Source organism: Bacterioplanoides pacificum, assembly GCF_042648445.1.
GTDB lineage: Bacteria > Pseudomonadota > Gammaproteobacteria > Pseudomonadales > Oceanobacteraceae > Bacterioplanoides > Bacterioplanoides pacificum.
In genome coordinates, this window is record NZ_JBHRYB010000005.1 from 884,283 (window position 1) to 909,719 (window position 25,437).

General features: G+C 55.4%; 20 protein-coding genes and 4 tRNA genes. 11 read left to right on the forward strand and 13 right to left on the reverse strand.

Annotation, left to right across the window (positions count from 1 at the left end; all coding sequences use genetic code 11):
- Positions 1 to 96: 96 nt before the first annotated feature.
- The 4 genes from ACFOMG_RS08640 to ACFOMG_RS08655 all read right to left on the reverse strand — a co-directional run bounded on the left by ACFOMG_RS08640 (position 97) and on the right by ACFOMG_RS08655 (position 835).
- Positions 97 to 172: transfer RNA gene (locus ACFOMG_RS08640), tRNA-Gly, on the reverse strand.
- A gap of 41 nt (positions 173 to 213) precedes the next feature.
- A tRNA-Glu gene (locus ACFOMG_RS08645) sits at positions 214 to 289 on the reverse strand.
- A 359-nt stretch (positions 290 to 648) separates the two neighbouring features.
- A tRNA-Gly gene (locus tag ACFOMG_RS08650) sits at positions 649 to 724 on the reverse strand.
- Between the two features lie 35 nt (positions 725 to 759).
- Positions 760 to 835: transfer RNA gene (locus tag ACFOMG_RS08655), tRNA-Glu, on the reverse strand.
- A gap of 126 nt (positions 836 to 961) precedes the next feature.
- Between ACFOMG_RS08655 and ACFOMG_RS08660 the strand changes: the two genes are divergently transcribed.
- On the forward strand, positions 962 to 1,708 hold the full coding sequence (locus ACFOMG_RS08660; RefSeq protein ID WP_376866031.1) for a hypothetical protein: 747 nt from the start codon (positions 962 to 964) through the stop codon (positions 1,706 to 1,708).
- 15 nt (positions 1,709 to 1,723) lie between these two features.
- Here ACFOMG_RS08660 and ACFOMG_RS08665 read toward each other — a convergent pair whose 3' ends face one another.
- The 3 genes from ACFOMG_RS08665 to msrB all read right to left on the reverse strand — a co-directional run bounded on the left by ACFOMG_RS08665 (position 1,724) and on the right by msrB (position 3,209).
- Complete coding sequence (locus ACFOMG_RS08665) at positions 1,724 to 2,188, reverse strand: MarR family winged helix-turn-helix transcriptional regulator (protein ID WP_376866033.1); 465 nt, start codon at positions 2,186 to 2,188, stop codon at positions 1,724 to 1,726.
- A 17-nt stretch (positions 2,189 to 2,205) separates the two neighbouring features.
- Positions 2,206 to 2,688: a glutathione peroxidase gene (locus ACFOMG_RS08670; protein ID WP_376866036.1), complete on the reverse strand. Its 483-nt coding sequence runs from the start codon at positions 2,686 to 2,688 to the stop codon at positions 2,206 to 2,208.
- 125 nt (positions 2,689 to 2,813) lie between these two features.
- Positions 2,814 to 3,209, reverse strand: coding sequence for a peptide-methionine (R)-S-oxide reductase MsrB (gene msrB / locus ACFOMG_RS08675; RefSeq protein WP_376866038.1), 396 nt, complete (start codon positions 3,207 to 3,209; stop codon positions 2,814 to 2,816).
- Between the two features lie 100 nt (positions 3,210 to 3,309).
- Between msrB and ACFOMG_RS08680 the strand changes: the two genes are divergently transcribed.
- The 5 genes from ACFOMG_RS08680 (at position 3,310) to ACFOMG_RS08700 (ending at position 8,796) form a co-directional block, all read left to right on the forward strand.
- Positions 3,310 to 4,527, forward strand: coding sequence for a pyridoxal phosphate-dependent aminotransferase (locus tag ACFOMG_RS08680; protein ID WP_376866039.1), 1,218 nt, complete (start codon positions 3,310 to 3,312; stop codon positions 4,525 to 4,527).
- 16 nt (positions 4,528 to 4,543) lie between these two features.
- The gene (locus tag ACFOMG_RS08685; protein ID WP_376866040.1) at positions 4,544 to 4,936 is read left to right on the forward strand and encodes a hypothetical protein; all 393 of its coding nucleotides are present in this window, start codon (positions 4,544 to 4,546) and stop codon (positions 4,934 to 4,936) included.
- Between the two features lie 106 nt (positions 4,937 to 5,042).
- On the forward strand, positions 5,043 to 6,053 hold the full coding sequence (locus tag ACFOMG_RS08690; protein WP_376866041.1) for an ABC transporter substrate-binding protein: 1,011 nt from the start codon (positions 5,043 to 5,045) through the stop codon (positions 6,051 to 6,053).
- A 35-nt stretch (positions 6,054 to 6,088) separates the two neighbouring features.
- Complete coding sequence (locus ACFOMG_RS08695) at positions 6,089 to 7,786, forward strand: ABC transporter permease (protein WP_376866042.1); 1,698 nt, start codon at positions 6,089 to 6,091, stop codon at positions 7,784 to 7,786.
- A gap of 2 nt (positions 7,787 to 7,788) precedes the next feature.
- Positions 7,789 to 8,796, forward strand: a complete 1,008-nt coding sequence (locus ACFOMG_RS08700) for an ABC transporter ATP-binding protein (RefSeq protein ID WP_376866043.1) — start codon at positions 7,789 to 7,791, stop codon at positions 8,794 to 8,796.
- A 50-nt stretch (positions 8,797 to 8,846) separates the two neighbouring features.
- Here the strand turns inward: ACFOMG_RS08700 and pdxB are convergent, their stop codons facing one another.
- Both pdxB and ACFOMG_RS08710 read right to left on the reverse strand, forming a co-directional pair.
- The gene (gene pdxB, locus ACFOMG_RS08705) at positions 8,847 to 10,010 is read right to left on the reverse strand and encodes a 4-phosphoerythronate dehydrogenase PdxB (protein ID WP_376866045.1); all 1,164 of its coding nucleotides are present in this window, start codon (positions 10,008 to 10,010) and stop codon (positions 8,847 to 8,849) included.
- 91 nt (positions 10,011 to 10,101) lie between these two features.
- Positions 10,102 to 11,679, reverse strand: coding sequence for a SulP family inorganic anion transporter (locus tag ACFOMG_RS08710; RefSeq protein ID WP_376866047.1), 1,578 nt, complete (start codon positions 11,677 to 11,679; stop codon positions 10,102 to 10,104).
- 306 nt (positions 11,680 to 11,985) lie between these two features.
- On the opposite strand from ACFOMG_RS08710, the gene ACFOMG_RS08715 reads away from it, so the two are divergent.
- Genes ACFOMG_RS08715 through prpF form a run of 4 tightly spaced genes read left to right on the forward strand, consistent with a single transcriptional unit; the run spans position 11,986 to position 17,407 of the window.
- Positions 11,986 to 12,654 (forward strand): GntR family transcriptional regulator, encoded by a 669-nt coding sequence (locus ACFOMG_RS08715; RefSeq protein WP_376866049.1) that lies wholly within the window; start codon positions 11,986 to 11,988, stop codon positions 12,652 to 12,654.
- Between the two features lie 38 nt (positions 12,655 to 12,692).
- The gene (gene prpB / locus ACFOMG_RS08720) at positions 12,693 to 13,571 is read left to right on the forward strand and encodes a methylisocitrate lyase (RefSeq protein ID WP_376866050.1); all 879 of its coding nucleotides are present in this window, start codon (positions 12,693 to 12,695) and stop codon (positions 13,569 to 13,571) included.
- Entirely contained in the window at positions 13,568 to 16,216 is a 2,649-nt protein-coding gene (gene acnD, locus ACFOMG_RS08725; protein ID WP_376866052.1) for a Fe/S-dependent 2-methylisocitrate dehydratase AcnD, read from the forward strand. Before prpB ends, acnD begins: the two co-directional genes overlap by 4 nt.
- Positions 16,217 to 16,222: 6 nt before the next feature.
- Positions 16,223 to 17,407, forward strand: coding sequence for a 2-methylaconitate cis-trans isomerase PrpF (gene prpF, locus ACFOMG_RS08730; protein ID WP_376866053.1), 1,185 nt, complete (start codon positions 16,223 to 16,225; stop codon positions 17,405 to 17,407).
- Here prpF and ACFOMG_RS08735 read toward each other — a convergent pair.
- The 3 genes from ACFOMG_RS08735 to ACFOMG_RS08745 form a co-directional block, all read right to left on the reverse strand.
- A complete protein-coding gene (locus tag ACFOMG_RS08735) occupies positions 17,398 to 17,958 on the reverse strand; it encodes a YiiD C-terminal domain-containing protein (protein ID WP_376866054.1) in 561 nt (186 codons plus the stop codon). The genes prpF and ACFOMG_RS08735 overlap by 10 nt on opposite strands.
- A 226-nt stretch (positions 17,959 to 18,184) precedes the next feature.
- The gene (locus ACFOMG_RS08740; RefSeq protein ID WP_376866055.1) at positions 18,185 to 19,315 is read right to left on the reverse strand and encodes a bifunctional 2-methylcitrate synthase/citrate synthase; all 1,131 of its coding nucleotides are present in this window, start codon (positions 19,313 to 19,315) and stop codon (positions 18,185 to 18,187) included.
- Positions 19,316 to 19,517: 202 nt separating this feature from the next.
- Entirely contained in the window at positions 19,518 to 21,401 is a 1,884-nt protein-coding gene (locus ACFOMG_RS08745) for a hypothetical protein (protein ID WP_376866056.1), read from the reverse strand.
- Between the two features lie 187 nt (positions 21,402 to 21,588).
- Between ACFOMG_RS08745 and ACFOMG_RS08750 the strand changes: the two genes are divergently transcribed.
- Positions 21,589 to 22,941: a short-chain fatty acyl-CoA regulator family protein gene (locus ACFOMG_RS08750; protein ID WP_376866057.1), complete on the forward strand. Its 1,353-nt coding sequence runs from the start codon at positions 21,589 to 21,591 to the stop codon at positions 22,939 to 22,941.
- A gap of 82 nt (positions 22,942 to 23,023) precedes the next feature.
- Here ACFOMG_RS08750 and metE read toward each other — a convergent pair whose 3' ends face one another.
- Positions 23,024 to 25,360, reverse strand: coding sequence for a 5-methyltetrahydropteroyltriglutamate--homocysteine S-methyltransferase (metE, locus tag ACFOMG_RS08755; RefSeq protein ID WP_376866059.1), 2,337 nt, complete (start codon positions 25,358 to 25,360; stop codon positions 23,024 to 23,026).
- Positions 25,361 to 25,437: the final 77 nt, after the last annotated feature.

The following is a 25,437-nucleotide window of genomic DNA, read 5'->3' on the forward strand; positions in this document are numbered from 1 at the left end:
GCGGGAAACGAGATCGACCGGGCTTGCGTTCAAGCTCGCGACCAGTGGTCGCTTTGGTCTTTCCTATTTCTGTGCTCACCAATCTCAAAAAGAGTTTGGAGCGGGAAACGAGATTCGAACTCGCGACCCCGACCTTGGCAAGGTCGTGCTCTACCAACTGAGCTATTCCCGCATTGTGCTTACTTCAGAAACATGCCTACTTCAGAAAAGTAGTGGCATCCCCAAGGGGATTCGAACCCCTGTTACCGCCGTGAAAGGGCGGTGTCCTAGGCCTCTAGACGATGGGGACACACCGATTGCAGCGCCTGGTACTGCTTTCCTGATCAAAACGCTCACTCAAAAAGAGTTTGGAGCGGGAAACGAGATCGACCGGGCTTGCGTTCAAGCTCGCGACCACTGGTCGCTTTGGTCTTTCCTATTTCTGTGCTCACCAATCTCAAACAGAGTTTGGAGCGGGAAACGAGATCGACCGGGCTGGCGTTCCAGCTCGCGACCATCGGTCGCTTTGGTCTTCCTTATTTCTTTGCTTACCAATCTCAAACAGAGTTTGGAGCGGGAAACGAGATCGACCGGGCTGGCGTTCCAGCTCGCGACCATCGGTCGCTTTGGTCTTTCTTATTTCTGTGCTCACCAATCTCAAAAAGAGTTTGGAGCGGGAAACGAGATTCGAACTCGCGACCCCGACCTTGGCAAGGTCGTGCTCTACCAACTGAGCTATTCCCGCACTTAATGCATCTTCTTATAAAAATCATAAAAAGATGGCATCCCCAAGGGGATTCGAACCCCTGTTACCGCCGTGAAAGGGCGGTGTCCTAGGCCTCTAGACGATGGGGACGTCTCAATCAAGGAGCGCGAATTCTAGGGAGGGTTTTGCATCCCGTCAACCCCTACAAATAAAAAAAATCCAACTACACTAATAACATAGCTGCACAACGGAACGGCAACACCAGCCCACACTACTATGTCGACAACGGTTTTAATTATCCTGGCAATCCTGACGGCCGTCTCTGCCGTCGCCGCCCTAAGCATTATTCGCTGGCGTGAACAACAACGCCTGGCACGTGCCCGGTTAATGGTGGAGCTCAGTGATCTGGTATTACAGCACCACGATGCCATCAGCGTGTTGCACCCCTGGCTGAGCGAAAACAGCATTGTCACACTGGCCAATATTATTCAGCGCGCCAACCGGCAAATGGCCGAGCTGCAACTGAGCGTCAATAACAAGGTAAAGAAAGCCACCCTGCAAGCCAGCGAATGGATCGAAAATCCACCAATGAAAAAGCCGTCCGCCCTGCCTCAGGACGAACCCGGCGCCAAACAGCTGCGTAAAGCCCTGCAGCTGGAAATTGATCTGGTCAAACAGGCCTACCAGAACCGTCGCCTGGAGGCCGCCCCGGCATCGGCTTTATTACGTGAATTACGATTGCTTAATGTGCGCCTGGTAGTCACCGTGCTGTTATCAAAAGCCAGTGCTGCGATCAGCATGAACAATCCATCAAGCGCTGAATTACACCTGCAGAAAGTCATCAAAACCGTCAAAGCAATCAAACACCCTAATGATGAAGTGATGAGCCTGTGTCAGCGTGCCACCCTGATGCTGGATGACATCAAACAGAACAAGGCCCAGCCCAGCGATAACAACCGCCTGGCCGAAGCTGCCGATCAGCTGGCTGAAGAGCAGGACGCCTGGAAGAAAAAACACTTCTGAGCGCAACAAAGCCGCTCATTTGCCGCGTTGCAACCAGGCCGTTAACCAGCGCCGGAGCTGCTGCCGGAACGATACCAGCTCACAAGCATCCGCCCCGGACTGAGCCGCCAGCGCCGCCGGTATCTCCGCAGCCTGGCGGCGTAACGCCAGGCCATGATCCGTAAGGTTTACCAACACCACCCGTTCATCGTGTTGCGACCGGCTGCGTTGCAACCAGCCGGCCGCTTCCATCCGCTTCAGTAAGGGTGTCACGGTGCCGGTATCCAGCAATAAACGCTCACATAACATCTTTACGGTCAGCGGTAACTGCTGCTCTTCCTCAGCCTGCCACAACACCAGCATCACCAGATATTGCGGATAGGTCAGGCCCAGTGGTTTCAACAGCGGCTGATAAGCCTGGGTGATCTGCCGCGACAAGCTGTACACGGCAAAACAGATCTGATTATCCAGATACAACTGCGGATATTGTTGTTCGTTCATAATGGCTGCCGTACCACTCAACCTGCCAGAGCTGCTTCGATATCCGCGCGGATATCTTCCGGCTTGGTCGTTGGTGCATAACGTTTGATCACTTCGCCCTGTTGGTTCAGCAGGAATTTGGTGAAATTCCATTTGATCGCCTTGGTCCCCATCACACCCGGAGCCGCCTGTTTCAGCTGCTGATACAAAGGCGCAGCGTTATCGCCGTTAACGTCGATTTTGCTGAACATCGGGAAAGACACGCCATAGTTCTTCTGACAAAAAGCACCAATCTGGGCAGCATCACCCTGCTCCTGCTTGCCAAACTGATTACACGGAAAGCCCAGCACCATCAGCCCCTGATCTTTAAATTGCTGATACAAGGTTTCCAGACCTTCGTATTGCGGAGTAAAGCCACATTCACTGGCGGTATTAACAATCAGTACCACCTTGCCCTGATAATCCGCCAGGTTCTGCATTTCACCACTTAACAGCGGCATCTCATGATTCAGTAATGACATCGTCTTGCCCTCGCAACTAGATTGCTCAAAATTAGATTGTGCACAATATACAAACAAAAAAAGAAAGGCAACCACCAACAGTGACTGCCCCATCGGTTATCAGCTGGCGATGACGGTGGTGATAACTAGGATTCCGGCTTCAGCGTCAGTGATGCGGAATTAATACAATAGCGCAGACCGGTCGGAGCCGGACCATCAGTAAACACATGCCCCAGATGCGCATCACAATTATGGCAGCGCACTTCGGTACGCACCATAAAGTGAGATGTGTCCGTATGCTCATCAATAACCGCAGCGGAAGCCGGCTGAAAAAAACTCGGCCAGCCACAACCGGAATCGTATTTAGCATCGGAAAAAAACAACACCTCACCACAACAGACACAGGCATAACTGCCCTGTTGCTTACAATCGTAATATTCACCACTAAAAGGCGCTTCGGTTCCCGCCTCCCGGGTAATGCGATAGGTCTCCGGATCCAGTTCCTGACGCCACTGCTCCGGGCTTTTGTTAACTTTTTTCATATTGTGCCCTATTTCGTACCTGCTCAGGAGAGAGTATCATCCCTGCACTGGTGATATCAGCCATTTCCTTATTCAGAGTCTACAGAGGCAGTGCAGTTCCATGCAGGAGATTAAAAAGTCCAACAAATTGGCCAACGTGTTTTACGACATTCGTGGACCCGTCCTGCATGCCGCCAAAAAACTGGAAGAAGACGGCCACCGTATCCTGAAACTGAATATCGGCAATCCCAAACCTTTTGGTCTGGATGCACCGGAAGAAATTATTCAGGACGTGATTTATAACCTGCCGGATTCCGAAGGTTACAGCGATTCCAAAGGGCTGTTTTCGGCGCGTAAAGCCATCATGCAATACGCCCAGCAAAAAAACATTGCCAACGTTAATATCGAAGACATCATCGTCGGCAATGGCGTCAGCGAACTGATCGTGATGAGCATGCAGGGGTTGCTGAATAATGGTGACGAAGTGCTGGTGCCGTCACCGGACTACCCGTTATGGACCGGTGCCGTCAGCCTGGCAGGCGGACGCGCTGTCCATTACACCTGCGACGAAGGTTCCGGCTGGTATCCGGATCTCGACGATATGCGCAGCAAAATCACCGAGAACACCCGTGCCCTGGTACTGATTAACCCCAATAATCCGACCGGCGCCGTGTACCCGGATGAAATCCTCAAGCAAATGCTGGAAATTGCCCGGCAGAATAATCTGATCGTATTTTCCGATGAAATCTACGACAAAATTCTGTTCGATGGTGCCAGCCACACATCCACCGCCTCACTGGCCGACGATCTGCTGATCATCACCTTTAACGGTTTATCAAAAAACTACCGCCTGGCGGGCTTCCGCGCTGGCTGGATGATTATCAGCGGCGCCAAACATCTGGCCCGGGATTACATCGAAGGGCTGGAAATGCTGGCTTCAATGCGGCTGTGCTCCAACGTGCCGGCCATGCATGCCATTCAGACTGCACTGGGGGGTTACCAGAGCATCACCGATCTGGTGTCTCCCGGTGGCCGCATCCTGCAACAACGGGATATCGCCTGGGAAGCACTGAACAACATCGACGGCATCAGCTGCGTTAAACCGCAGGGTGCGTTGTATTGTTTCCCGAAAATGGACGCCAAAAAGTTCAACATTCATAACGACGAACGTATGGTGCTGGACTTACTGGAACAGCAGAAAATTCTGATTGTGCACGGCACCGCTTTCAACTGGCCGTACCCGGATCATTTCCGGGTGGTCTTCCTGCCACGGCCGGAAGATCTGACCGCGGCAATGGAACGTATGGAAACCTTCTTCAGTTCCTACAAACAGTTGTAATACTGCGGAGTCCGGCGTGTTAGACGTACACATCGATGATTTTTACAAAGACTGTGGCGCGATTTTATTGCTGGGCTTCCGTCAGTTTCCACGGCCACAAACGCTGTTTATTGAAGATATCTCCGGCCCTGATGATGTTGACGAATTCGGCCTGCACTCTCCGCGTCATCAGGCAGCGTTTGGTGCCGTATTATGGTTACGTGATGAGGAGTTTATCCGCTTCAGTGCCATGGACGGGCAGAAATCAGTCGACGATTTTGTGTTAACCAGCAAAGCTTTTTCACGCCTGCTGAAACCCAATCCGGCACAGGACGACGGCAATATTCTGGAGGTTATTGAATACGCCCGGCTACAGGGCGACTCCCTGCTGCTGGGCCAGATCCTGCGGGATCACTTTTTATTTTTATAAAACAGCCGCTGGTACAGACTGTTTTTTACAGAGAAACACCTGACCTGACGGTCGGGTTATGAGATAATAATACTTCTCATTTATTGCTTAGCAGACTGGAGCTTCCATGCGCTTTATCCGTTTCACTACCCTGCTCGCGACACTGTGTGCGTTACCGGTAATGGCCGCCGAACAAGTGAATATTTATTCTTTCCGCCAACCGTTTCTGATCGATCCGATTTTACAGGAATTCAGCCGTGAAACCGGCATTAAAACCAAAGTGGTGTTTGCCAAAAAAGGGCTGATTCAGCGCCTGAAACGTGAAGGCGAATTATCCCCTGCCGATCTGGTATTAACCTCGAATTTTTCCAAGCTGCTGGAACTGAAAGATGAGCAGCTGACCCAGGCATTTAATGCCAGCGACACCCTGCGCCATAATATTCCGGCACGTTTCCGCGACGACGAAAATCACTGGCTGGCACTGACCCAGCGGGTTCGTAATATTTATTCCTCAAAAGATCGTCGTGGCGACTTAAGCAATATCCGTTATGAAGATCTGGCCGACGCCTCTTTTCGTGGCAAAATCTGCACCCGCAGCGGCAAGCACCCATACAACCTTGGCCTGATTGCCTCCATGATCGCCCATCACGGCGAAGCTGAAACCGAACAATGGCTGCGCGGTGTCAAAGCCAATCTGGCGCGCAAACCCCAGGGCAACGACCGCGCGCAGGTTAAAGCCATTAAAGAAGGTTTATGCGATGTGTCGCTGGGCAACAGTTATTACCTCGGCAAAATGCTGCAGGATAAAAACCAGGTAGCCTGGGCCAATGCAGTTAATCTGAACTTCCCGAACCAGCAGGATCGTGGCTCCCATATTAATGTTTCCGGCGCCGTGATTACCCGCCACGCCCCGAATAAAGCAGCGGCAGAAAAACTGTTAACGTTCTTATCCGGCGAAAAAGCACAGCAGATGTATGCCGAGCTGAACATGGAATACCCGGTCAAAGCCGGGGTCCCGGCTTCTGAGCTGGTTCAGAGCTGGGGTGACTTTAAGGCTGACCCTCTGCCACTGACCGACATCGCCAAACACCGCAAAGCGGCACTGACATTGGTCGACAAGGTCGGTTTCGATTTATAATCGCCGCCACAGTTACACTGCAGACCTGAGTCGTTATGAATTACGGTAACCACCGTCTAACCACGCTAAAGAGCCCGCACTATGCGGGCTCTTTATTATCCCGCCTGCCCAACCGCTTATTGGCGCTACTGGCACTGGTCGCCGCCGCGACCATGACCGCGCCGCTGGTGGCACTGATTATTCAGGTCGTGACCGGCTTCAACAGCGACGACACCACCTTCGCCGAAATGGCCGACACCGTACTCTGGCATTACACCCGCAACAGCCTGCTGGTGGTCAGCGGTGCAGTATTATTCGCCGCTGCGCTGGCCATTCTGCCAGCCTGGTGGTGTTCTCATTACGAATTCCGGGGGCGGCGTTACCTGCAGTGGGCGCTGGTGTTCCCACTGGCAATTCCAGCCTATATCTCAGCTTATATTTATACCGAACTGCTCGACTATGCCGGGCCATTACAAACCACACTGCGTGCTTTGTTTCACTGGCAATCTCCGGCCGACTACTGGTTTCCGGACATCCGCAGCCGCTGGGGCGCCAGCCTGATGCTGGCGCTGGCGTTATACCCTTATATTTATCTGCTGTTGCGCTACGCCTTTGCCCAGCGCTCCGCGCATTTATCTCAGGCTGCAAAAACCCTGGGCGCCAGTCCACGCCGGATTTTTTTCACCATTGAATTACCACTGGTCCGCCCGGCACTGGTGGTCGGCTGCACGCTGGTGGCGATGGAATCCCTGGCCGATTACGGCACGGTCAGCTTATTTGCCGTCAGCACATTAACCACGGCGGTATACGACAGCTGGCTGGTGCACGGCAGCATTGAAACCGCGGCCAAAATTTCCTGCCTGATGTTATTGTTTGTGGTGTTACTGGTCAGCGCTGAAAAATACCAGCGCCAGCAGCAGCGTCATTACGATGGCCGCAACCCTGCCAGCCCGGCACCGCGTCAGACCGCATCGCGGCGCCGCAGCTGGCTGATCTGGAGCGTGACCGGCCTGATTATTTGCGCCGGATTTATTTATCCGGTGCTGTGTCTGCTCGACTTTGCCCTGACGTACGCCAGCGAAAACCTGAATAGCCAGCTATGGCAACACAGCCAGGCAACCTTTTCGCTGGCCGCCAGCGCCGCACTGATTTCAACCCTGCTGGCACTGCTGCTGAACGCTCGTCAGCGGTTTTTACCCGGGCGTTTCAACCACGCCCAGCTGTCGTTATCGTCACTGGGTTATGCACTACCCGGCACCGTGCTGGCGATAGGGATTCTGATCCCGCTGAGCCAGGCCGATATCCAACTGAATCGCATACTGACAGAACTGCAACTGGGCCGTCCCGGGCTGATTTTTACCGGTACCGGTTTTGCCTTAATTGTGGCGTATGTGATTCGTTTTTCCGCCATTGCCAACGGCAGCCTGCAGGCGGGTTATCAGAAAATCCCCGACAACCTGGACGCCGCTTCAGCGACCCTGGGACAAGATCGTGGCACCACGTTTAAGCGCATTCAGTTGCCGTTATTAAAACCGGCTCTGATGTCGTCATTTTTACTGGTATTTATTGAATGCGTAAAAGAATTGCCGGCGTCGTTATTATTACGGCCGTTTGATTTTGAAACCCTGGCCACCTATGTGTTTCAGTACGCCTCTGACGAACATCTGGAGCACGCCGCATCCGGCGCGTTATTAATTATTATTGTCAGCCTGTTGCCGATTGCGGTGTTATCCCGCACCCAGAAAATGGATTAACTATGCACGCCTTATCGATTTCGCAGCTTACCGTTGCTTACCACCAACAGCCGGTATTACACGACCTGTCGCTGACCATCGAACAAGGTGACATCGTGTGTTTATTAGGCCCCAGCGGCTGTGGCAAAACCACAGCGTTAAAAACCATCGCCGGATTACAGACCAGCCAGACTGGCCGGATTGAATTGTTTGGTCACACCGTGGCTGACGGCTCGTTTAATCTGCCGACACAGCAACGCCAGGTGGGATTTATTTTTCAGGATTATGCGCTGTTTCCGCATATGACGGTGGCCGCCAATATTGCCTACGGTCTGAACGGCCTTAACCGCGGCGAAAAACAACAGCGCATCCGGACCATGCTGGAGCTGGTGGAATTGCAGCCCTACGCCGATCGTTATCCGCACGAATTATCCGGTGGTCAGCAGCAACGTATCGCACTGGCCCGGGCGTTGGCGCCGGGACCACAACTGCTATTGATGGACGAGCCGTTTTCTAACATCGACAGCCAGGTCAAACACCGCATGATGAGCGAGCTGCGTCAGCTGATTAAACGCAGCGGTGTAACAGCCATTTTTGTTACCCATGCCAAAGACGAAGCCTTTGCTTTTGCTGACCAGACCGCGGTGATGATGAACGGTCAGATCCAGCAATACGACACCCCGGCCCGGGTTTTCAACCAGCCAGCCAACCTGGCGGTGGCACAGTTTATGGAAGCCGGCAATCTGTGTGAAACCCACCAGCTGCAGGAAATTCTGACCCCAAAGACACCCCGTGTAACAGCGGGCGAAGGAACCGCGCTGCTGAAACGCCATTTATTAACGATACAGGCCAGCAACACCGGGGTGGCCGAAGTACAGGATATACAGTTTACCGGTCGTGGTTATCTGCTGTCGGTTGCCTTTTTACAGCAGTCACTCGCTGACTGGCAGGTGGAATGTGATGATATCGGCGATCTGGCGGTGGGCAGCCGGGTGGCGCTGAGCTATAGCGCCAGCCCCGTACTGTTATAGAAGCTGCGGTTGTAAAAACCAGAGTTAAAAACCAGAGTTAAAAAGCCGGACTATTTAGCCCGGACATCAAAGCCGGCGGCTTTCAGGGTATCCTGCAGATCATGGCACTTCGACGGTACCGCTACTTTCAGCCGTGGTATATCACGGCGCAGCGGATAATCACGCCGCAGCTGATCAAACGTCGCGCGTAACGAACCATCCCCCTGATGGCTGGCCCGTATCATGGCGGAACGCATCACACCGTCGTCGACGCGGATTTCATAAGCCGCCCGGATGGCCGTCCGCAGCGCCTGATTCATCGGCACCTGATCGGTAAAGGTCACCATTTTGATACCCGGCTCCGGCAGAAATTGCGCCAGTTTACGACGTACCGGCACACCAAAACACTCACACAACCCCTGATACACCATCTCGGTGCCACGCATTTTGCCATCCAGCGAATAACCGGCGATATGTGGCGTGGCCAGCATAGCGCGATTCATCAGCTCCAGATCCAGTTCCGGTTCATTTTCCCAGACGTCCAGAATGGCTTCAAACTCCGGCTGCGCCAGCATATGTTGCTGCAACGCCCGGTTATCAACCACCGCACCACGGCAGCTGTTAATCAGACAAGCGTCCGGCTTCATCCGTTGCAGTCGTTCCGCATTGATCAGGTGACGGGTGGCGTGTTCACCGTCGGTCGTCAGCGGCGTGTGTAATGAAATCACATCCGCTTGTAATACCTCATCCAACGAGACCAGCTCGCCAACGTCCTGCGGGTCTTTAAACGGGTCAACTGCCAGCACAGCAACCCCCATTTCTTCCAGCCGCTGACGTAACAACAGGCCAACATTACCGACCCCGACAATGGCCACAGTCAGATCGGTAAATGCCTGGCCACGACTGTCGTTCAGCACACTTAACGCGCTGAGAATATAATCCACCACTGCCTGAGCATTACAGCCCGGCGCACTGCGGAAACCAATATTGTGCTGTTGCAGATAGTCCTGATCGACGTGATCGGTGCCGATGGTGGCAGTGCCAACAAACTTAACGTTCGAACCTGCCAGCAGGCTTTCGTTAACCTGAGTCACCGAGCGCACCAATAAAGCATCCGCAGCGCTCAGATCGGCTGCACTCATGGTGCGTCCGGCCACCCGGGTAATGGTGCCGATATCGGCAAAAAATTCGTCAATCAGGGGGATATTTTCGTCAGCGACAATATGCACAGCCACAGGCCTTCAGCAGAATAAAGGCGTATTGTTGCAGGACGGAAACCACTTGGCAAACCTGTCAGCAAGTGGTTTCCGGGCAGGTGCGGAGGGGTCAGGCCAGTTTATCGCTGGCGATGTGGTAATGCGGATCTTCAATCACATTAACATCACACAGGCTGCCGGCTTTTTTCAGCAGCATCCGGCATTCTTCCGACAAATGACGCAGATGCAACTCTTTACCGGCAGCAATATAACGCTCTGCCAGGGTATCGATGGCTTCAATCGCGGAGTGATCGGCAACGCGTGAATTTTTAAATTCGATGATCACCACATCCGGGTCGGTTTCCGGCTCAAAAATGTCTTTAAACGCGGATACCGAGCCAAAGAACAACGGCCCAAACAAATCGTATACCTTAGCGCCGCTGTCTTCGATGTGTGTACGGGCACTGATGTGTTTGGCGTGTTCCCAGGCAAACACCAGCGCCGCCACAATTACACCCACAACCACGGCAATCGCCAGATCAGTAGCGACCGTAACCCCGGACACCAGCACAATGATAAAGGCATCCTGTTTCGGCACTTTGCCCAACATACGGAAGCTCGACCATTCGAACGTGCCAATCACCACCATAAACATCACACCGGTTAACGCCGCAATCGGAATCTGCTCAATCAGCGGTGAGGCAAACAGAATAAAACTCAGCAGGAATAACGCGGCCACAATGCCCGACCAGCGGCCACGACCACCGGAGCTGACATTAATCATGCTCTGACCAATCATGGCACAACCACCCATACCACCAAAGAAACCGGTCAGCAGGTTAGCACTGCCCTGGGCCACACATTCACGGTTACCCCGGCCACGGGTATTGGTCATCTCATCGATCACAGTCACGGTTAACAGCGATTCGATCAGACCAATCGCCGCAAAAATGACCGAATACGGCAGAATAAACCACAGGGTTTCCATGGTCAGCGGCACATTCGGCACGCCAAACTCCGGCAGACCACCGGCAATAGAAGCCAGATCACCCACGGTTTTGGTTTCCAGACCAAAAAATAACGCCAGGCCACTGACCGCCAGAATCCCGGCCAGCGCCGACGGAAAGGCACTGGTCAGCTTCGGCAGATAATGGGTAATCGCCATGGTCAGAGCAATCAGCCCCAGCATCAGCCAGAGTTCCACACCCATCAGCCAGGTACCATCCACCCAGCCCCACTTGCCTTCCGGGGTATGCGACTGCAACTGGGGCAACTGAGCGAGAAAAATCACAATCGCCAGACCGTTAACAAACCCCAGCATCACCGGATACGGCACGATGCGGATAAATTTACCCAGCCGCAAGGCACCGGCGGTAATCTGGATGATGCCCATCAGCACCACCGCCGCAAACAGATACTGAGGCCCCATGCCGGAGCCAAAATCACGCTCAGCCTCCGCCACCAGCGACACCATCACCACCGCCAGAGCACCGGTAGCACCGGAAATCATGCCCGGACGGCCACCCATCACAGCGGTCACCAGACCCACCATAAAGGCAGCGTATAACCCCACCAGCGGATGAACACCGGCAACAAAAGCAAAGGCTACTGCTTCCGGCACCAGCGCCAGTGCCACCGTCAAGCCGGACAGAGTGTCGTTTTTCAGGTTCGGAGAAAAGGTCTGCATAAATTCGCGCAGCAATAACATCAGAGAGCCTTTTGTTGAGTGACTGTCATTGCCAGCCCGGAGCGCCCGGTTCAGAGGCCGGGAGCCGCTTGCTGGCAGAGAAAAGGCGCGCACTATACCAGCATGATGCGACAACTTCACGAAAAGCGCACAACTGTCACGGTTTGCGCCATCAAGTGCTCCGGAGCGGCCGGCAGAAATCCGCTTAGCAGGCATGTTTGTATACAATCCATATTAGACTTTGTATACAAATCAGCAGAAATACCTTGATACACAACCCTTTCAGGGATAATAATCGCTGATATTGTATACATTATGGTTTTTACGATGTCAGATAACACCCTCTCCAGCCGCCTGTTTAAACAACTGACTGATGCCATCGTTTGCGGCGAGCTGGCACCCGGCCAGAAATTGTCGGAAAAACAGCTCAGTGAACGCTTTGCCGCCGGCCGGGTGCCGGTTCGTGAAGCCATTCAACGGCTGGAACAAAGCCAGCTGGTGGTCAGGGTTCCGCACGCCGGGGCACGGGTCATCGATCTCAGCCTGGCGCAGCTGAAGGATATATATGAGGTGCGTATGGAGCTGGAATGTATGGCCTGTCGCCTGGCCGCCGAGCGCATGAGCCCGGATGAACGCCGGCAACTGCAACAATTGCTCGACACCCACCAGCAACACATCAGCGACGACGCCGGTCAGTCGTATTATCCGCAAAACGGCGACCTGGATTTTCATTACCTGATTATTCAGGGCAGTCATAACCAGCGTTTACAACACACCCTGTGCAACGACCTGTACCAGCTGGTGCGTATGTACCGCTTCCGTACCAGCAGTGTACACAAGCGCCCGGCCCGGGCACTGCAGGAGCACCAGCGCATCGCCGAAGCGGTGATCAGTGGCGACGCGGAACTGGCCCAGCTGCTGATGCGGCGCCATATCCAGACCTCACTGACCAACCTCGAGCAGCTGATCGAACAACAATCACAGAGCGAACAATAGCCCAACACACTAACCAAACCGCCACAGGAGATTTGCCCATGAACGCCGGACAGCGTTTTCGCCAGGCCCTGGCCAACCACTCGCCCCTTGCCATCGTTGGTACCATCAATGCTTACAGCGCCATGATGGCCGAGCGCATTGGTCACCAGGCTATTTATTTATCCGGTGGTGGCGTGGCCAATGCTTCCTACGGTCTGCCCGACCTGGGCATCACGTCCATGAATGACGTACTGGAAGATGTGCGCCGCATCACGGCTGCCAGTTCCCTGCCGCTGCTGGTGGATATCGATACCGGCTGGGGCGGCGCGTTTAATATCGCCCGCACCATCCGTGAGTTCGAAAAAGCCGGGGCGGCGGCGGTTCACCTGGAAGACCAGGTGGCACAAAAACGTTGTGGTCACCGGCCGAACAAAGCCATTGTCAGCAGTACCGAAATGACCGACCGCATCCGCGCGGCAGTGGATGCCCGTCAGCAGCGCGATTTTTTTATCATGGCGCGTACCGATGCCTTCGCCCAGGAAGGTTTAGAAGCCGCCATTGAACGTGCCCGGGCCTATGTGGCAGCCGGAGCCGACGGTATTTTTGCCGAAGCCATCCAGACCGAACAACACTACCGGGCTTTTACCAGCGCCCTCGACGTACCTGTGTTAGCCAACATCACCGAATTTGGCCAGACCGAACTGTGGAATCAGCAGCAACTGGCGGCCTGGGGCGTCGCCATGGTGCTCTACCCGCTGAGTGCCTTTCGCGCCATGAACAAAGCCGCCGAAAACGTCTACCGCCATATCCTGCAGGACGGTGATCAGCGCGCGGTAGTGGCACAGATGCAAATCCGCACCGAGCTGTACGACTACCTCAATTACCATCGCTTTGAAGACAAACTCGACGCCTTATTTGCCACGGAGGGGCGGTTATGAACCACACCAGCCTGAACGGCAGCGACTTTCGCCGGCCATTACCGCGCCAGCCTTACCACTATTACGATGCCCGCGCGGCCATTGAAACTCTGCACCCCGGCAGTTACGCCGGCCTGCCCTACACCTCGCGTATTCTGGCCGAGCAACTGGTGCGCCGCTGTCAGCCGGAGTTACTGGCCGATGCCCTGCGACAGCTGAGCGAACGCCGCCAGGATCTGGATTTTCCCTGGTATCCGGCACGTGTGGTGTGTCATGACATTCTCGGCCAGACCGCGCTGGTCGATCTGGCCGGATTACGCGACGCCATCGCCGCGCAGGGCGGCGACCCGGCACAGGTGAACCCGGTGGTGCCCACCCAGCTGATTGTTGACCATTCGCTGGCGGTGGAGTGTGGTGGCGACGACCCCCAGGCCTTTGCCAAAAACCGCGCCATCGAAGACCGCCGCAATGCAGATCGCTTTGATTTTATTAACTGGACCCGCAGCGCATTCGATAACGTCGAGGTGATCCCCGCCGGCAATGGCATTATGCACCAGATCAATCTGGAGAAGATGTCACCGGTCATCCAGACCGGCAACGACCACGACGGCCTGCCACTGGCGTTCCCCGACACCTGTGTCGGCACCGATTCGCACACCCCACACGTTGATGCCCTGGGGGTGATCGCCATTGGTGTTGGTGGCCTGGAAGCCGAAACCGTGATGTTAGGCCAGCCATCCATGATGCGGCTGCCGGATATCGTCGGAGTGGAACTGCTGGGTCAGCGCCAGCCCGGTATCACAGCGACCGATATCGTGCTGGCACTGACCGAATTTTTACGCCAGCAGCAGGTAGTCGGCTGTTATCTGGAGTTTTTTGGCGCCGGAGCAACCAGCCTGTCGGTGGGCGATCGCGCCACCATTGCCAATATGACACCGGAATACGGTGCCAGCGCCGGGCTGTTTTATATCGACCAGCAAACCATCGATTACCTCAGCCTTACCGGCCGGGACCCGGCTCAGGTCCGGCTGGTGGAAGATTACGCCCGTCATACCGGTTTATGGGCCGACCAGCTGAACACCGCGGTGTATCCACGGCGCTTACAGTTTGATCTGTCCGCCGTTGGCCGTAACCTGGCCGGGCCATCCAATCCTCATGCCCGGCTGGCTACCCGCGAACTGGCCGCCCGCGGCATTGCCGGCAACCTGGAAGCAGCCCGCGCCGACGAAGCCGAAGGTCTGATGCCTGATGCGGCAGTGATCATTGCTGCCATTACCTCCTGCACCAACACCTCCAATCCGCGTAACCTGGTGGCCGCCGGTTTACTAGCTCAGAAAGCCAATCGCCTCGGTCTGGTGACTAAACCCTGGGTCAAAACCTCATTCGCACCGGGTTCTAAAGTGGCTGAGCTGTACCTGCGTGAAGCCGGTTTATTAACCGAACTGGAACAACTCGGCTTTGGTATCGTGGCCTTCGCCTGTACCACCTGTAACGGCATGTCCGGCGCTCTGGCACCCGACATTCAGCAGCAGATCATCGAGCGCGAGCTGTACACCTCCGCCGTTTTATCCGGTAACCGCAACTTTGACGGCCGCATTCACCCTTACGCCAAACAAGCGTTTCTGGCGTCTCCGCCGCTGGTGATCGCCTATGCACTGGCCGGCACCCTGCGCTTTGATATCGAGCAGGATGTACTGGCGGTGGTCGATGGCCGGGAGATTCGTTTACAGGACATCTGGCCCGACGATGACGAAATCGACGCCATTGTGGCGCGCTGCGTCAGACCCCAGCAGTTTCATCAGGTATACATACCGATGTTCGATCTCGACAGCGCCGAACAAACCGGCAGTCCGCTGTACGACTGGCGGCCAGACAGCACCTACATTCGCCGGCCACCCTACTGGCAGGGCGCTCTGGCAGCGCCACGGCAACTGACGGATATGCGCCCGCTGGCCATTCTGCCGGACAACATCACCACCGATCACCTGTCACCGTCCAACGCCATTCTGGCCGACAGCGCCGCCGGCGAATACCTGGCCAGCATGGGACTTGAAGAAGCGGACTTTAACTCCTATGCCACCCATCGCGGCGACCATCTGACCGCTCAGCGGGCAACCCTGGCCAACCCGAAATTGCAGAATGAAATGGTGCGGGATCAACAGGGTCAGGTGATGCCCGGCTCACTCGCCCGGCTGGAACCCGACGGCCAGGTGATGCGTATGTGGGAAGCCATCGAAACCTATATGCAACGCAAGCAACCGCTGATCATTATTGCCGGTGCGGATTATGGCCAGGGATCATCACGCGACTGGGCTGCCAAAGGGGTACGCCTGGCCGGTGTGGAAGTGATTGCCGCCGAAGGTTTCGAACGTATTCACCGTACCAACCTGATTGGCATGGGCGTGTTGCCCCTGCAGTTTCAGGCCGGCGACAACCGCCACAGCCTGGCTCTGGATGGCAGTGAATGTTACGACGTGATCGGCGACCTCAGTCCCGGCGCTGACGTGCTGTTACGCATCCGCCGCCGTAACGGTGAAACCCTGCAACGGCCGCTGATCTGTCGGCTGGATACCGCCGCCGAGGTTGAGGTTTACCAGGCCGGTGGTGTGTTACAGCGTTTTGCCCGCAACTTTATTAACCCACAACCGGCGGATGCCGCTGTGTAAGGATGGATGATGACTCAGCCACAACAAAAAATTGCGGCCCGCTATATGCGCGGCGGCACCTCCAAAGGGGTGTTTTTTAACCTCGATGAGTTACCCGCCAGTGCCCGTTCGCCCGGCGCTGCCCGCGACCGGTTATTGATGCGCATCATCGGCAGCCCGGACCCGTACGGCCAACAGATTGACGGCATGGGCGGCGCCACTTCCAGCACGTCAAAAACCGTGATAGTGGCGCCCAGCCAACAGCCCGGCCACGACGTCGATTACCTGTTTGGTCAGGTCGCCATCACCCGGGCCGGCATCGACTGGTCGGGTAACTGTGGCAACCTGACTGCCGCGGTGGGCGCATTCGCCATCGACAATGGCCTGATTGAGCCACAACGGCTGCCGGACAACGGCTTTTGTGAGGTCCGCATCTGGCAACAAAACATCGGCAAAACCATTATCGCCCGGGTGCCGGTACGTAATGGCCAGGTACAGGAAAGCGGTGATTTTGAACTCGATGGTGTGGCCTTCCCGGGGGCAGAAATCCGGCTTGAATTCCTCGATCCGGCAGACGCCGACGGAGATCTGTTTCCCACCGGCCAGCGGGTCGACGAACTGCAGGTCCCCGGCATCGGCTGCCTGCCGGCAACCCTGATCAACGCCGGTATCGCCACCATTTTTGTGAATGCCAGCGATCTGGGTTACAGCGGCTGCGAACTGCAGAACGAGATAAACAACGACCCTCAGGCACTGGCGCGGTTAGAAACCATCCGTGCCTGGGGAGCGCTGAAGATGGGCCTGATCAACGACATTCACGAAGCCGCCAGCCGTCAGCACACCCCCAAACTCGCCTTTGTTGCAGCGCCTCAGTCGTACACCAGCGCCAGTGGCAAACACATTGATGGCAGCGATATCGACCTGTGTGTACGGGCACTGTCAATGGGCAAACTGCACCACGCCATGATGGGCACGGCTTCCGTGGCAATCGCCAGCGCCGCCGCCATTCCCGGCACCCTGGTGAATCAGGTCACCGCCAACGCCGGCCAGAGCTGCACCAGCGTCACCTTTGGTCACGCCTCCGGCATACTGACCGTGGGCGCTGAAGCACACCACGAACAGGGCCGCTGGCAGGTGAAAAAAGCCGTCATGAGCCGCAGTGCCCGGCTACTGATGGAAGGTTGGGTCAGAGTACCGGCCGGCTATAAATAGCCGGCTTTTTGTTTGCGATTAAAACGACGCCGGGCTCCGGCCAGCGACAATCCGTTCGCGCTGCTCAGACACGGTGCCCGGGGTGCCAGTGGTTTAATAAAATAGGTACCGTTGAACAGCGCCACCACCTGCTGATTCACCATCACTTCGGCGCTGACCGCCGCTTTATACCCTTCACCGCGTTGCAGCGCCTGCTGCAGCTGTTGACGTACCTGGCGCTGAATCGCTCCCCAGACATAAAACTGATCGGTCGCCGGGGCCAGGTAACGGATCGATGATTCACCAATCACAACCTCACAACAGCGCCCCTGCTCGCGGCACAATAACGACAATAACGACCAGCCCGCCAGGGTGGCCAGAGTCACCAGCGATCCGCCAAAGCCGGTGTTTTTATCATTAATATTGGGTGCCAGCGGTGCGTCGATACGGATTTCCAGGCCGGTATAATCGCGGAACTCCAGCTGCATAAAATCCGTTAACGGAATATCACGTGCCACCTGGCGGGCAAATTGTTGCAGCACCAGCTGCTGATGTTTCGCGGTTATCGTCATCCGTCATTTTTCCTGTGGTCAGCAATACGCGCGGCCTGCCCAAGTGTGGTCAGGTCAGGCGCATTCAAGAATAAAAAAAGCCCCGGCCGGCGACGGCGGAGGCAAACTCTCTGTGCGGCAGCGATCCCACCTTTACAACGGTCATTACCCGGCAAGATAAAGTCCGGCACTGGTGTACAGCCACAACAGAAACAGCGGCAGCAGCGCCGCTGCTGGCGTTGTCTGATCAGGACAAGTGCCGCTCCGCTTTGCCGTTATAGGCACTTAACGGCCGGATTAAGCGGTTATTATGTTGTTGTTCGATAAAATGAGCGGTCCAGCCGGTGACACGCGCCATTACAAATAACGGCGTAAAAAAGTCGATATCAAAACCCATCAGGTAATAGGCCGGTCCGGCGGGAAAATCGAGATTCGGATAAATGTGTTTCTGCTGCAGCATCTGCTGTTCCAGCCGGCTATAAATAGGCGCCCAGGTCTGATCATTTTTAAGTTTTGCCATGGTTAAAAATGCCGCTTTCATACTCGGTACCCGCGAGTCGCCGTGGCGGTACACCCGATGACCAAAGCCCATGATTTTTTCATTATCCGCCAGCTTACCGGCCAGCCAGTCATCCACCTGATCAACACAACCAATTTCGAGCATATTGTGCATCACAGCTTCGTTGGCGCCGCCGTGTAACGGCCCTTTTAACGCACCAATCGCCGCCGTTACGGCACTGTAGATATCCGACTCCGTCGACATCACTACCCGGCCGGTAAAGGTCGAGGCGTTAAAGCTGTGTTCGGCGTATAAAATCATGGATTGTTCAAAACAACGCACTACGGCAGGTTCAGGTACTTCACCAAAACACATATAAAAAAAGTTATCGGCGTAACTCAGTTGTGGATCAGGAGCGATACGCTCCAGGCCATGACGCTGGCGGAATAATGTCGCCACAATGGTTGGTAGACGAGCGAATAATTTCAGCGCTTTGGTTTGTGACGCCGCGCTGTGATTATCGTCAGTGTCTGCATCTTCCAGCGCCAGCAAACTCACCGCCGTACGCAGGCTGTCCATCGGATGGGCGCCATCGGGAAATTTCTGTAAATGGCCAATTAACGTGCGGCTGATATCGCGCTGATGGCGTTGCTGTAATCCGAACGCCTGCAGCTGGCTGGCATCGGGCAGTTCGCCATACCACAACAGATACGCTACCTGCTCAAAGGAGCACTGCTGTGCCAGCTCCTGCACCGGATAGCCGCGGTAAGTCAGGGAATTAATCTCCTGCATTACTTTCGAGACCGAGGTGGTATCCACCATTACTCCGGCCAGGCCGTATTTAATATCATCCTGATTACTGCTGTGCATGGTATTCATCATTCGCTCCACGATTGCCTTAGCGGTTTATCAGCAATCTATTTGCGAAGTCTGCAAATACAAATATGCCAATACTGCAAACGGGTGCGACTGCAACAATATTTGCCGGTGATTCTGCAAGGTTGCAAAGATATTGCAGCCAGACACAAAAAAGCCTCCGGCCAGCAACTGGCAGGAGGCTGAATAACCACCGGCGTTTGCCTCAGCGGCTCTGAGCCATCAGTGCATCTTCGACGGCAAAGCGCATGTGATCGTTATCGGTGGGCACGGTTTTCAGAAAACTCACAATCGTTTTATCGGCCGCCATCTTACCCATGGCTTTCACCATACGGCGTTGCACCAGCGGTGATTGCGACGGAAACAACTCAATCATATGGGCCAGGGCCACATCCCCCAGCTGTTGCAATGCCGCAGCTGCAGCGTCCGGCACGCGGTGATCAAAGTCCTCCAGGCTGGTTACCAATAGCTGATGGGCTTGTTTATCGCGACTATGGATATTCACCAGCACCTGAATCATCAGTTTTTTCAGTGTGCCGCGATACGGGCTGCTGCGTTGTACCTGCAGCCGTTCCAGCTTACGGATCACCTGGTCTTCAGCCACGGCAGCCCGTTCGCCGTAAGCTTCCAGATACTGTGCATAGCGCTGTAGCTCGCTATTGCTGTTATCTCTAAACAGCGCTGCAGCACAATCCTGCGGCTGGCACACCTCGGCTCCCGGTAATTGATAGCGGATAAACCATAAATTTTTCGTCACCTCACTGGTGCGCTGACCGGCGATGGTGGTCGCCCAGAACTGCGGATAGGGTTTGATGGTACGGCTCAGCCAGGCCTCGGCTTCGCGCGCCTGGGCTTTATCCTTTAATTTGCGCTGCTGTAATTCCAGTAAAAAATACAACGCACTGGCCTGACGCCGGCTGAGCGTTTGTGGCGCCGACTCCAGGCGTGCCAGTAACCAGTGCAGCGCCTCATCCGTGGCAGGTAATAAAGGCGATGGCTCAGCGGCTTTAATCAGCGTTTCATAAAACCGGCTGAGCGGCTGCACCAGCGGCGTAACCTCTGCGATCTGATCCCCCCGCTGTAACAACAGCTCAACCATCAGTTGCGGCTGACGCTCAGCCAGCAGCTGCAGCCACAAGGATAATAACGCCGCCCGGCTGAGCGCCGGTTTGCCAACCTGGCCGTTATCAGCGGCAAGCAACAACTGGTCAATCTGTTGCTGCAACAGCGCCGCTGATTGCCACGAGCGCCCGGCAGACGTGGTCGCGGCCGGATTTTGTGGCAACCGCACAGAGGCATTGGTCAACGCTCTCAGTACCCGTTTCAGCCGGTCGGCAGCCACCCGCGCTAACGCCTGCTGTAGCTGTTGCCACTCTTTGTCACTCAGCGCCTGAGTATGATGCAAATCGGAAAAGACAAAGCTGATCACCCTGGGTAATAACTGAGGGAGTTCATGATCGGCACTGGCGGCAATTTCCTCAAACAGCCAGCTGCGATACCCGGTCGCCGGAAAACGGCTGCCTTTCAGGCTCGACAACACCGCGTATTGCCAGCGGTGGCAGTCGTTATCGATCGGCGCCTGTAGCGCGTATTCCGTCAGGCGCTGGTTACGCGCCGGCGACGGCGTTTTTTTCAGCTCAGCCACCACCGCCAGGCGCACCGTTTCACAAGGACTGACACCCGGCTTGATTGCCGGCGTCACCAAGGCCGCAATCTGCTGGCCAATACCATCCGGGTCCACCTCGACCTCAGCTTTGAGGTAAAAGGTTTCACCGTTCCAGCGTTCTTCGAGGATACGGGTTTTGGTTAACGCCCGGGCAAAGGTCTGGTAATTGGCCTGTACCGTGCGGCTGAAGTCTTCGCCTTCCAGTCGTTGCTGCTGATCAAAGCGGGACTGCACCTGCACCCCCACCTCTTCAATCAGCAACACCTGTAATTGTTGCAGTGCCGCTTTGCGGGCTGACACCTTGGAATCATTTTCGCTGGCGTTATAGGTGTAATCACGCACCATAGTGACCACGTCGGCCAGTGCCACAGCCGGCAGCATCAGCCCCAGCCAGATGAACAATAAACGGGTTCCCTGAAACACGCGGGTTTCCTTTTTCGGTCAGAAGTTCGGTTAACCCGGCATGATACTGAGCTTGCTTTCAATAGTAAAAACGGCCACCGCCGTGGTTATCCCGGGTGCTGCGGCCAGCACTTATGCAAAGGTCGTTATTTGCAAGGTTTGCAAATGGCGTTATGCTGCATTTCCCTGCCACTGTGACGACACCACCATGAGCAAAAAACTGTATATCGGCCCACGCCTGCGCCGTCTGCGTGAACAACACCAGCTGAATCAGGCACAGTGTGCACAACAACTGGGGCTGTCGCACAGTTACCTGAACCAGCTGGAAAACAATCAGCGGCCGGTGTCGGCAGCGGTACTGGTGAAACTGTCGACGGCTTTTCATATCGATGTGGCGCAGTTTTCGTCCGATCAGCACGACCACCTGACGGCTGACATCGTATTAGCCAGCAAAGATCCGGTGTTAGCGGAACACAACCTGGCACCACAACAGATCCAGCAACTGGTCGATCAGCAGCCGGAAATGGCCGCTGCAATGGCCGGTTTATTTCATCAATACGCCCGCATCCGGCAGGATTATGAGCAACTGATTCAGCGCTTTTACGGTGAACAACACACCGCCCATCTGACCCCGCTGCCCCATGAGCAGGTGCGCGATTTTTTTTATCAGCGCAATAACTACATCGACGAGCTTGATCGCGCAGCCGAAGCACTGGCCCAGCGTTATCGTTTTGAAGCCGGTCATCTGCGCGATCAGCTGCAGCATTATCTTCACAAGTCCGCTATTACGCTGGAAGCCGCCGAACAACTGCCGGTGCGCCAGCAGATTTTTCAGATGGCATCACATATCGCTCTGGTGCAATACCAGGACGTACTGGATGACATCTGCCGCCAGGCCGCGCTGGCCGGCGACCAGGCTAATGAACTGCTGCGTATTGGTCTGGCAAATTATTTTGCCGGTGCCTTACTGATGCCCTATCGCGCCTTTTTACAGGCAGCTGAACACAGCCGTTATGATATTGAATATCTGGAACACGCATTTCAGGTATCCAGCGAACAGGTGTGTCATCGCCTCAGCACCCTGCAACGACGTGATCAGCAGGGGGTGCCGTTTTATTTTGTCCGGGTCGATCAGGCCGGTAATATTTCCAAACGTCAGAGTGCGACCAGTTTCCATTTCGCCCGCACCGGCGGTGCCTGCCCGATCTGGAATATCCACGAAGCCGTTACCACACCACAAAAAGTATTAACCCAGGTCGCCCGCATGCCGGACGGTCAGCGCTATTTTTGCATCGCCAAACAAGTGGTACGCGGCGGTGGCCATTACCATGCGCCAAGCCGCATCTTTGCTATCGGTCTGGGCTGCGAACTGCAACACGCGCACCGGCTGGTATACGCCGATGGCCTAAACCTCAGCAGCGACAGCCTGGTGGATGATATTGGTCCCGGCTGCCGGGTATGTGAACGCAAAGGATGCCCGCAGCGGGCCTTTCCGGCGGCGGGCAAAACCCTCAGTATCCGCCGCGATGCCCAGCCGGCGATGCCGTATGATTTTGATTAGTGGCGCCAAGGACCATAAAAAAAGGCCATAAAAAACCGCCCGGCATGTGCACAGGCGGTTTAACGGTTATGGCCCCTGGTATTCAGACGCTGACGGCTTCAGCCCCGTTTTGCCGGGCTGGTGCAGAGTGAGCTGCCTGCTGGCGCAGCTGACGTGCAGCGGCAACCATCGCCTGCAATGCCGGAGTGACTTCCGGCCACTGGCGGGTTTTTAATCCGCAGTCCGGGTTGACCCATAAACGCTGTGCCGGGATCCGCCGGGCGGCTTTCTCCATCAGGGTCACTATCTGTTGTTGGCCCGGAATATTGGGAGAATGAATATCGTAAACCCCCGGGCCTATTTCGTTAGGGTATTCAAAATCCTCAAACGCCTGCAATAATTCCATATCCGAACGTGACGTTTCGATGGTAATCACATCGGCATCCATCGCCGCAATGGCGCGGATAATGTCGTTAAATTCGGAATAACACATATGGGTGTGAATCTGAGTACGGTCGCTGACGCCGTTGGCGCAGATACGGAAACTGTTCACCGCCCAGTCGAGGTACGTCTGCCATTCACTGCGACGCAACGGCAAACCTTCACGCAACGCCGCTTCGTCAATCTGAATAATCTGGATACCGGCGGCTTCCAGGTCCTGAACCTCTTCACGGATGGCCAGCGCCAGTTGTTCACAACTGGTTTGTAACGGCTGATCATCGCGCACAAACGACCAGTTCAGAATAGTCACCGGGCCGGTCAGCATACCTTTAACCGGTTTAGCCGTCAGCGACTGCGCGTATTGCGCCCAGCCGACCGTCATTGGTTGCGGCCGGGAAATATCGCCAAATAAAATCGGTGGTTTAACACAGCGTGAACCGTACGACTGCACCCAGCCAAAACGACTGAAGGCATAACCGTCGAGTTGTTCACCAAAATATTCCACCATGTCGTTACGCTCCGGTTCGCCATGAACCAGTACGTCCAGCCCCAGCGCTTCCTGCTCACGGATGCAGAATTCAATTTCCTGCTGCATATACGACTGATACGCCGCGGCACTCAGCTCCCCCTGGCGGAAGCGCCGCCGGAACTGGCGGATTTCGCTGGTTTGCGGAAACGATCCTATGGTGGTGGTTGGATACAGCGGCAACGTCAGTGTCTGCTGCTGTTGCAGGACACGCTGGGCATACGCTGACTGCCGTTGCCCCAGCTGCGGGGTAATGGCTGCTACCGCCTGCTGCACTGCCGGATTGGTGACCCGTGGCGATGCGCGACGCGACTGCAGCGCCGCGCGGTTAGCCGCCAGCTGCGCCTGCTGGCTGGCATCCAGTCCGTCACGCCCCAGGTTAATGGCCTGGCAGATCAAATCCAGCTCCTGCAATTTCTGTTTGGCAAACGCCAGCCAGTTGCGGATTTCGCTATCCAGCGCCACTTCACTGTCGAGATCCACCGGTACATGTAACAGCGAACAGCTCGGCGCCAGCCATAACCGCTCTGCCAGGCGTTCTGCCACCGGCTCCAGCCAGTCGAGAATGGCATGAATATCCGCTTTCCAGATATTGCGGCCGTTGATGACCCCAAGCGATAACACTTTATGCACCGGCAGCCAGTCGAGTACTTTGTTCAGCTCGCTCTGATCGCTGGCAACATCCAGATGTAAACCAGCCACCGGCAGGTTGCAGGCCAGCTGCAGGTTGTCTTCCAGTTTGCCAAAGTAGGTGGTCAGCAGCAGCTGTGGGCGGTTGGATTTTAATGTGTGGTACGCCTGCTCAAAGGCGTTCTTCCACTGGCTGTCGAGGTCGGTTACCAGAATGGGTTCATCCACCTGTACCCATTCAGCACCGCCGTCAGCCAGCTGTTCCAGCAACTGGCTGTATACCGGCAATAAGCGGGGCAGCAGATTCAGTGGTTCACTACCGTCTTTACTCTTCGCCAGTGCCAGATACGTCAGCGGGCCAATAATCACGGGTTTGGCGCTGATCCCCTGACGCCGGGCCTGTTTTAACTGCTGCAGCAGACGTTGCGGATTCAGCTCAAACTGACTGTCGGCGGTCACTTCCGGCACAATGTAGTGATAGTTGGTGTCGAACCATTTGGTCATTTCTGCTGCCGCCACGCAGCCACAATGACTGTCAGCGGCGGAGCGACCACGGGCGATGCGGAAATAATTGTCCAGTTCCGTGCCGTTTAGCTGCGCCACCCGGGCCGGCAGGTTCCCCAGCGTCACACTCATATCCAGCACCTGGTCGTAGAACGAAAAATCACCCACCGGCACCTGCTGCAGGTGTTGCTGCAGCTGCCAGTTGTGCTGGCGAATCTGTTGTGCGGTGCTTTGCAGGGCGGCTTCGTCGCTCTGTCCCTGCCAGAAATTTTCCAGAGCAAACTTTAACTGGCGCTGATCGCCAATCCGGGGAAAACCAAGGTTGTGTTGCTGTGCCATCTCATTGTCTCGTGTTAAAACTGATTAATGAGAGGACTGTAAATGAAGTTTATTATTAATAAAATTGGTGAATTTTC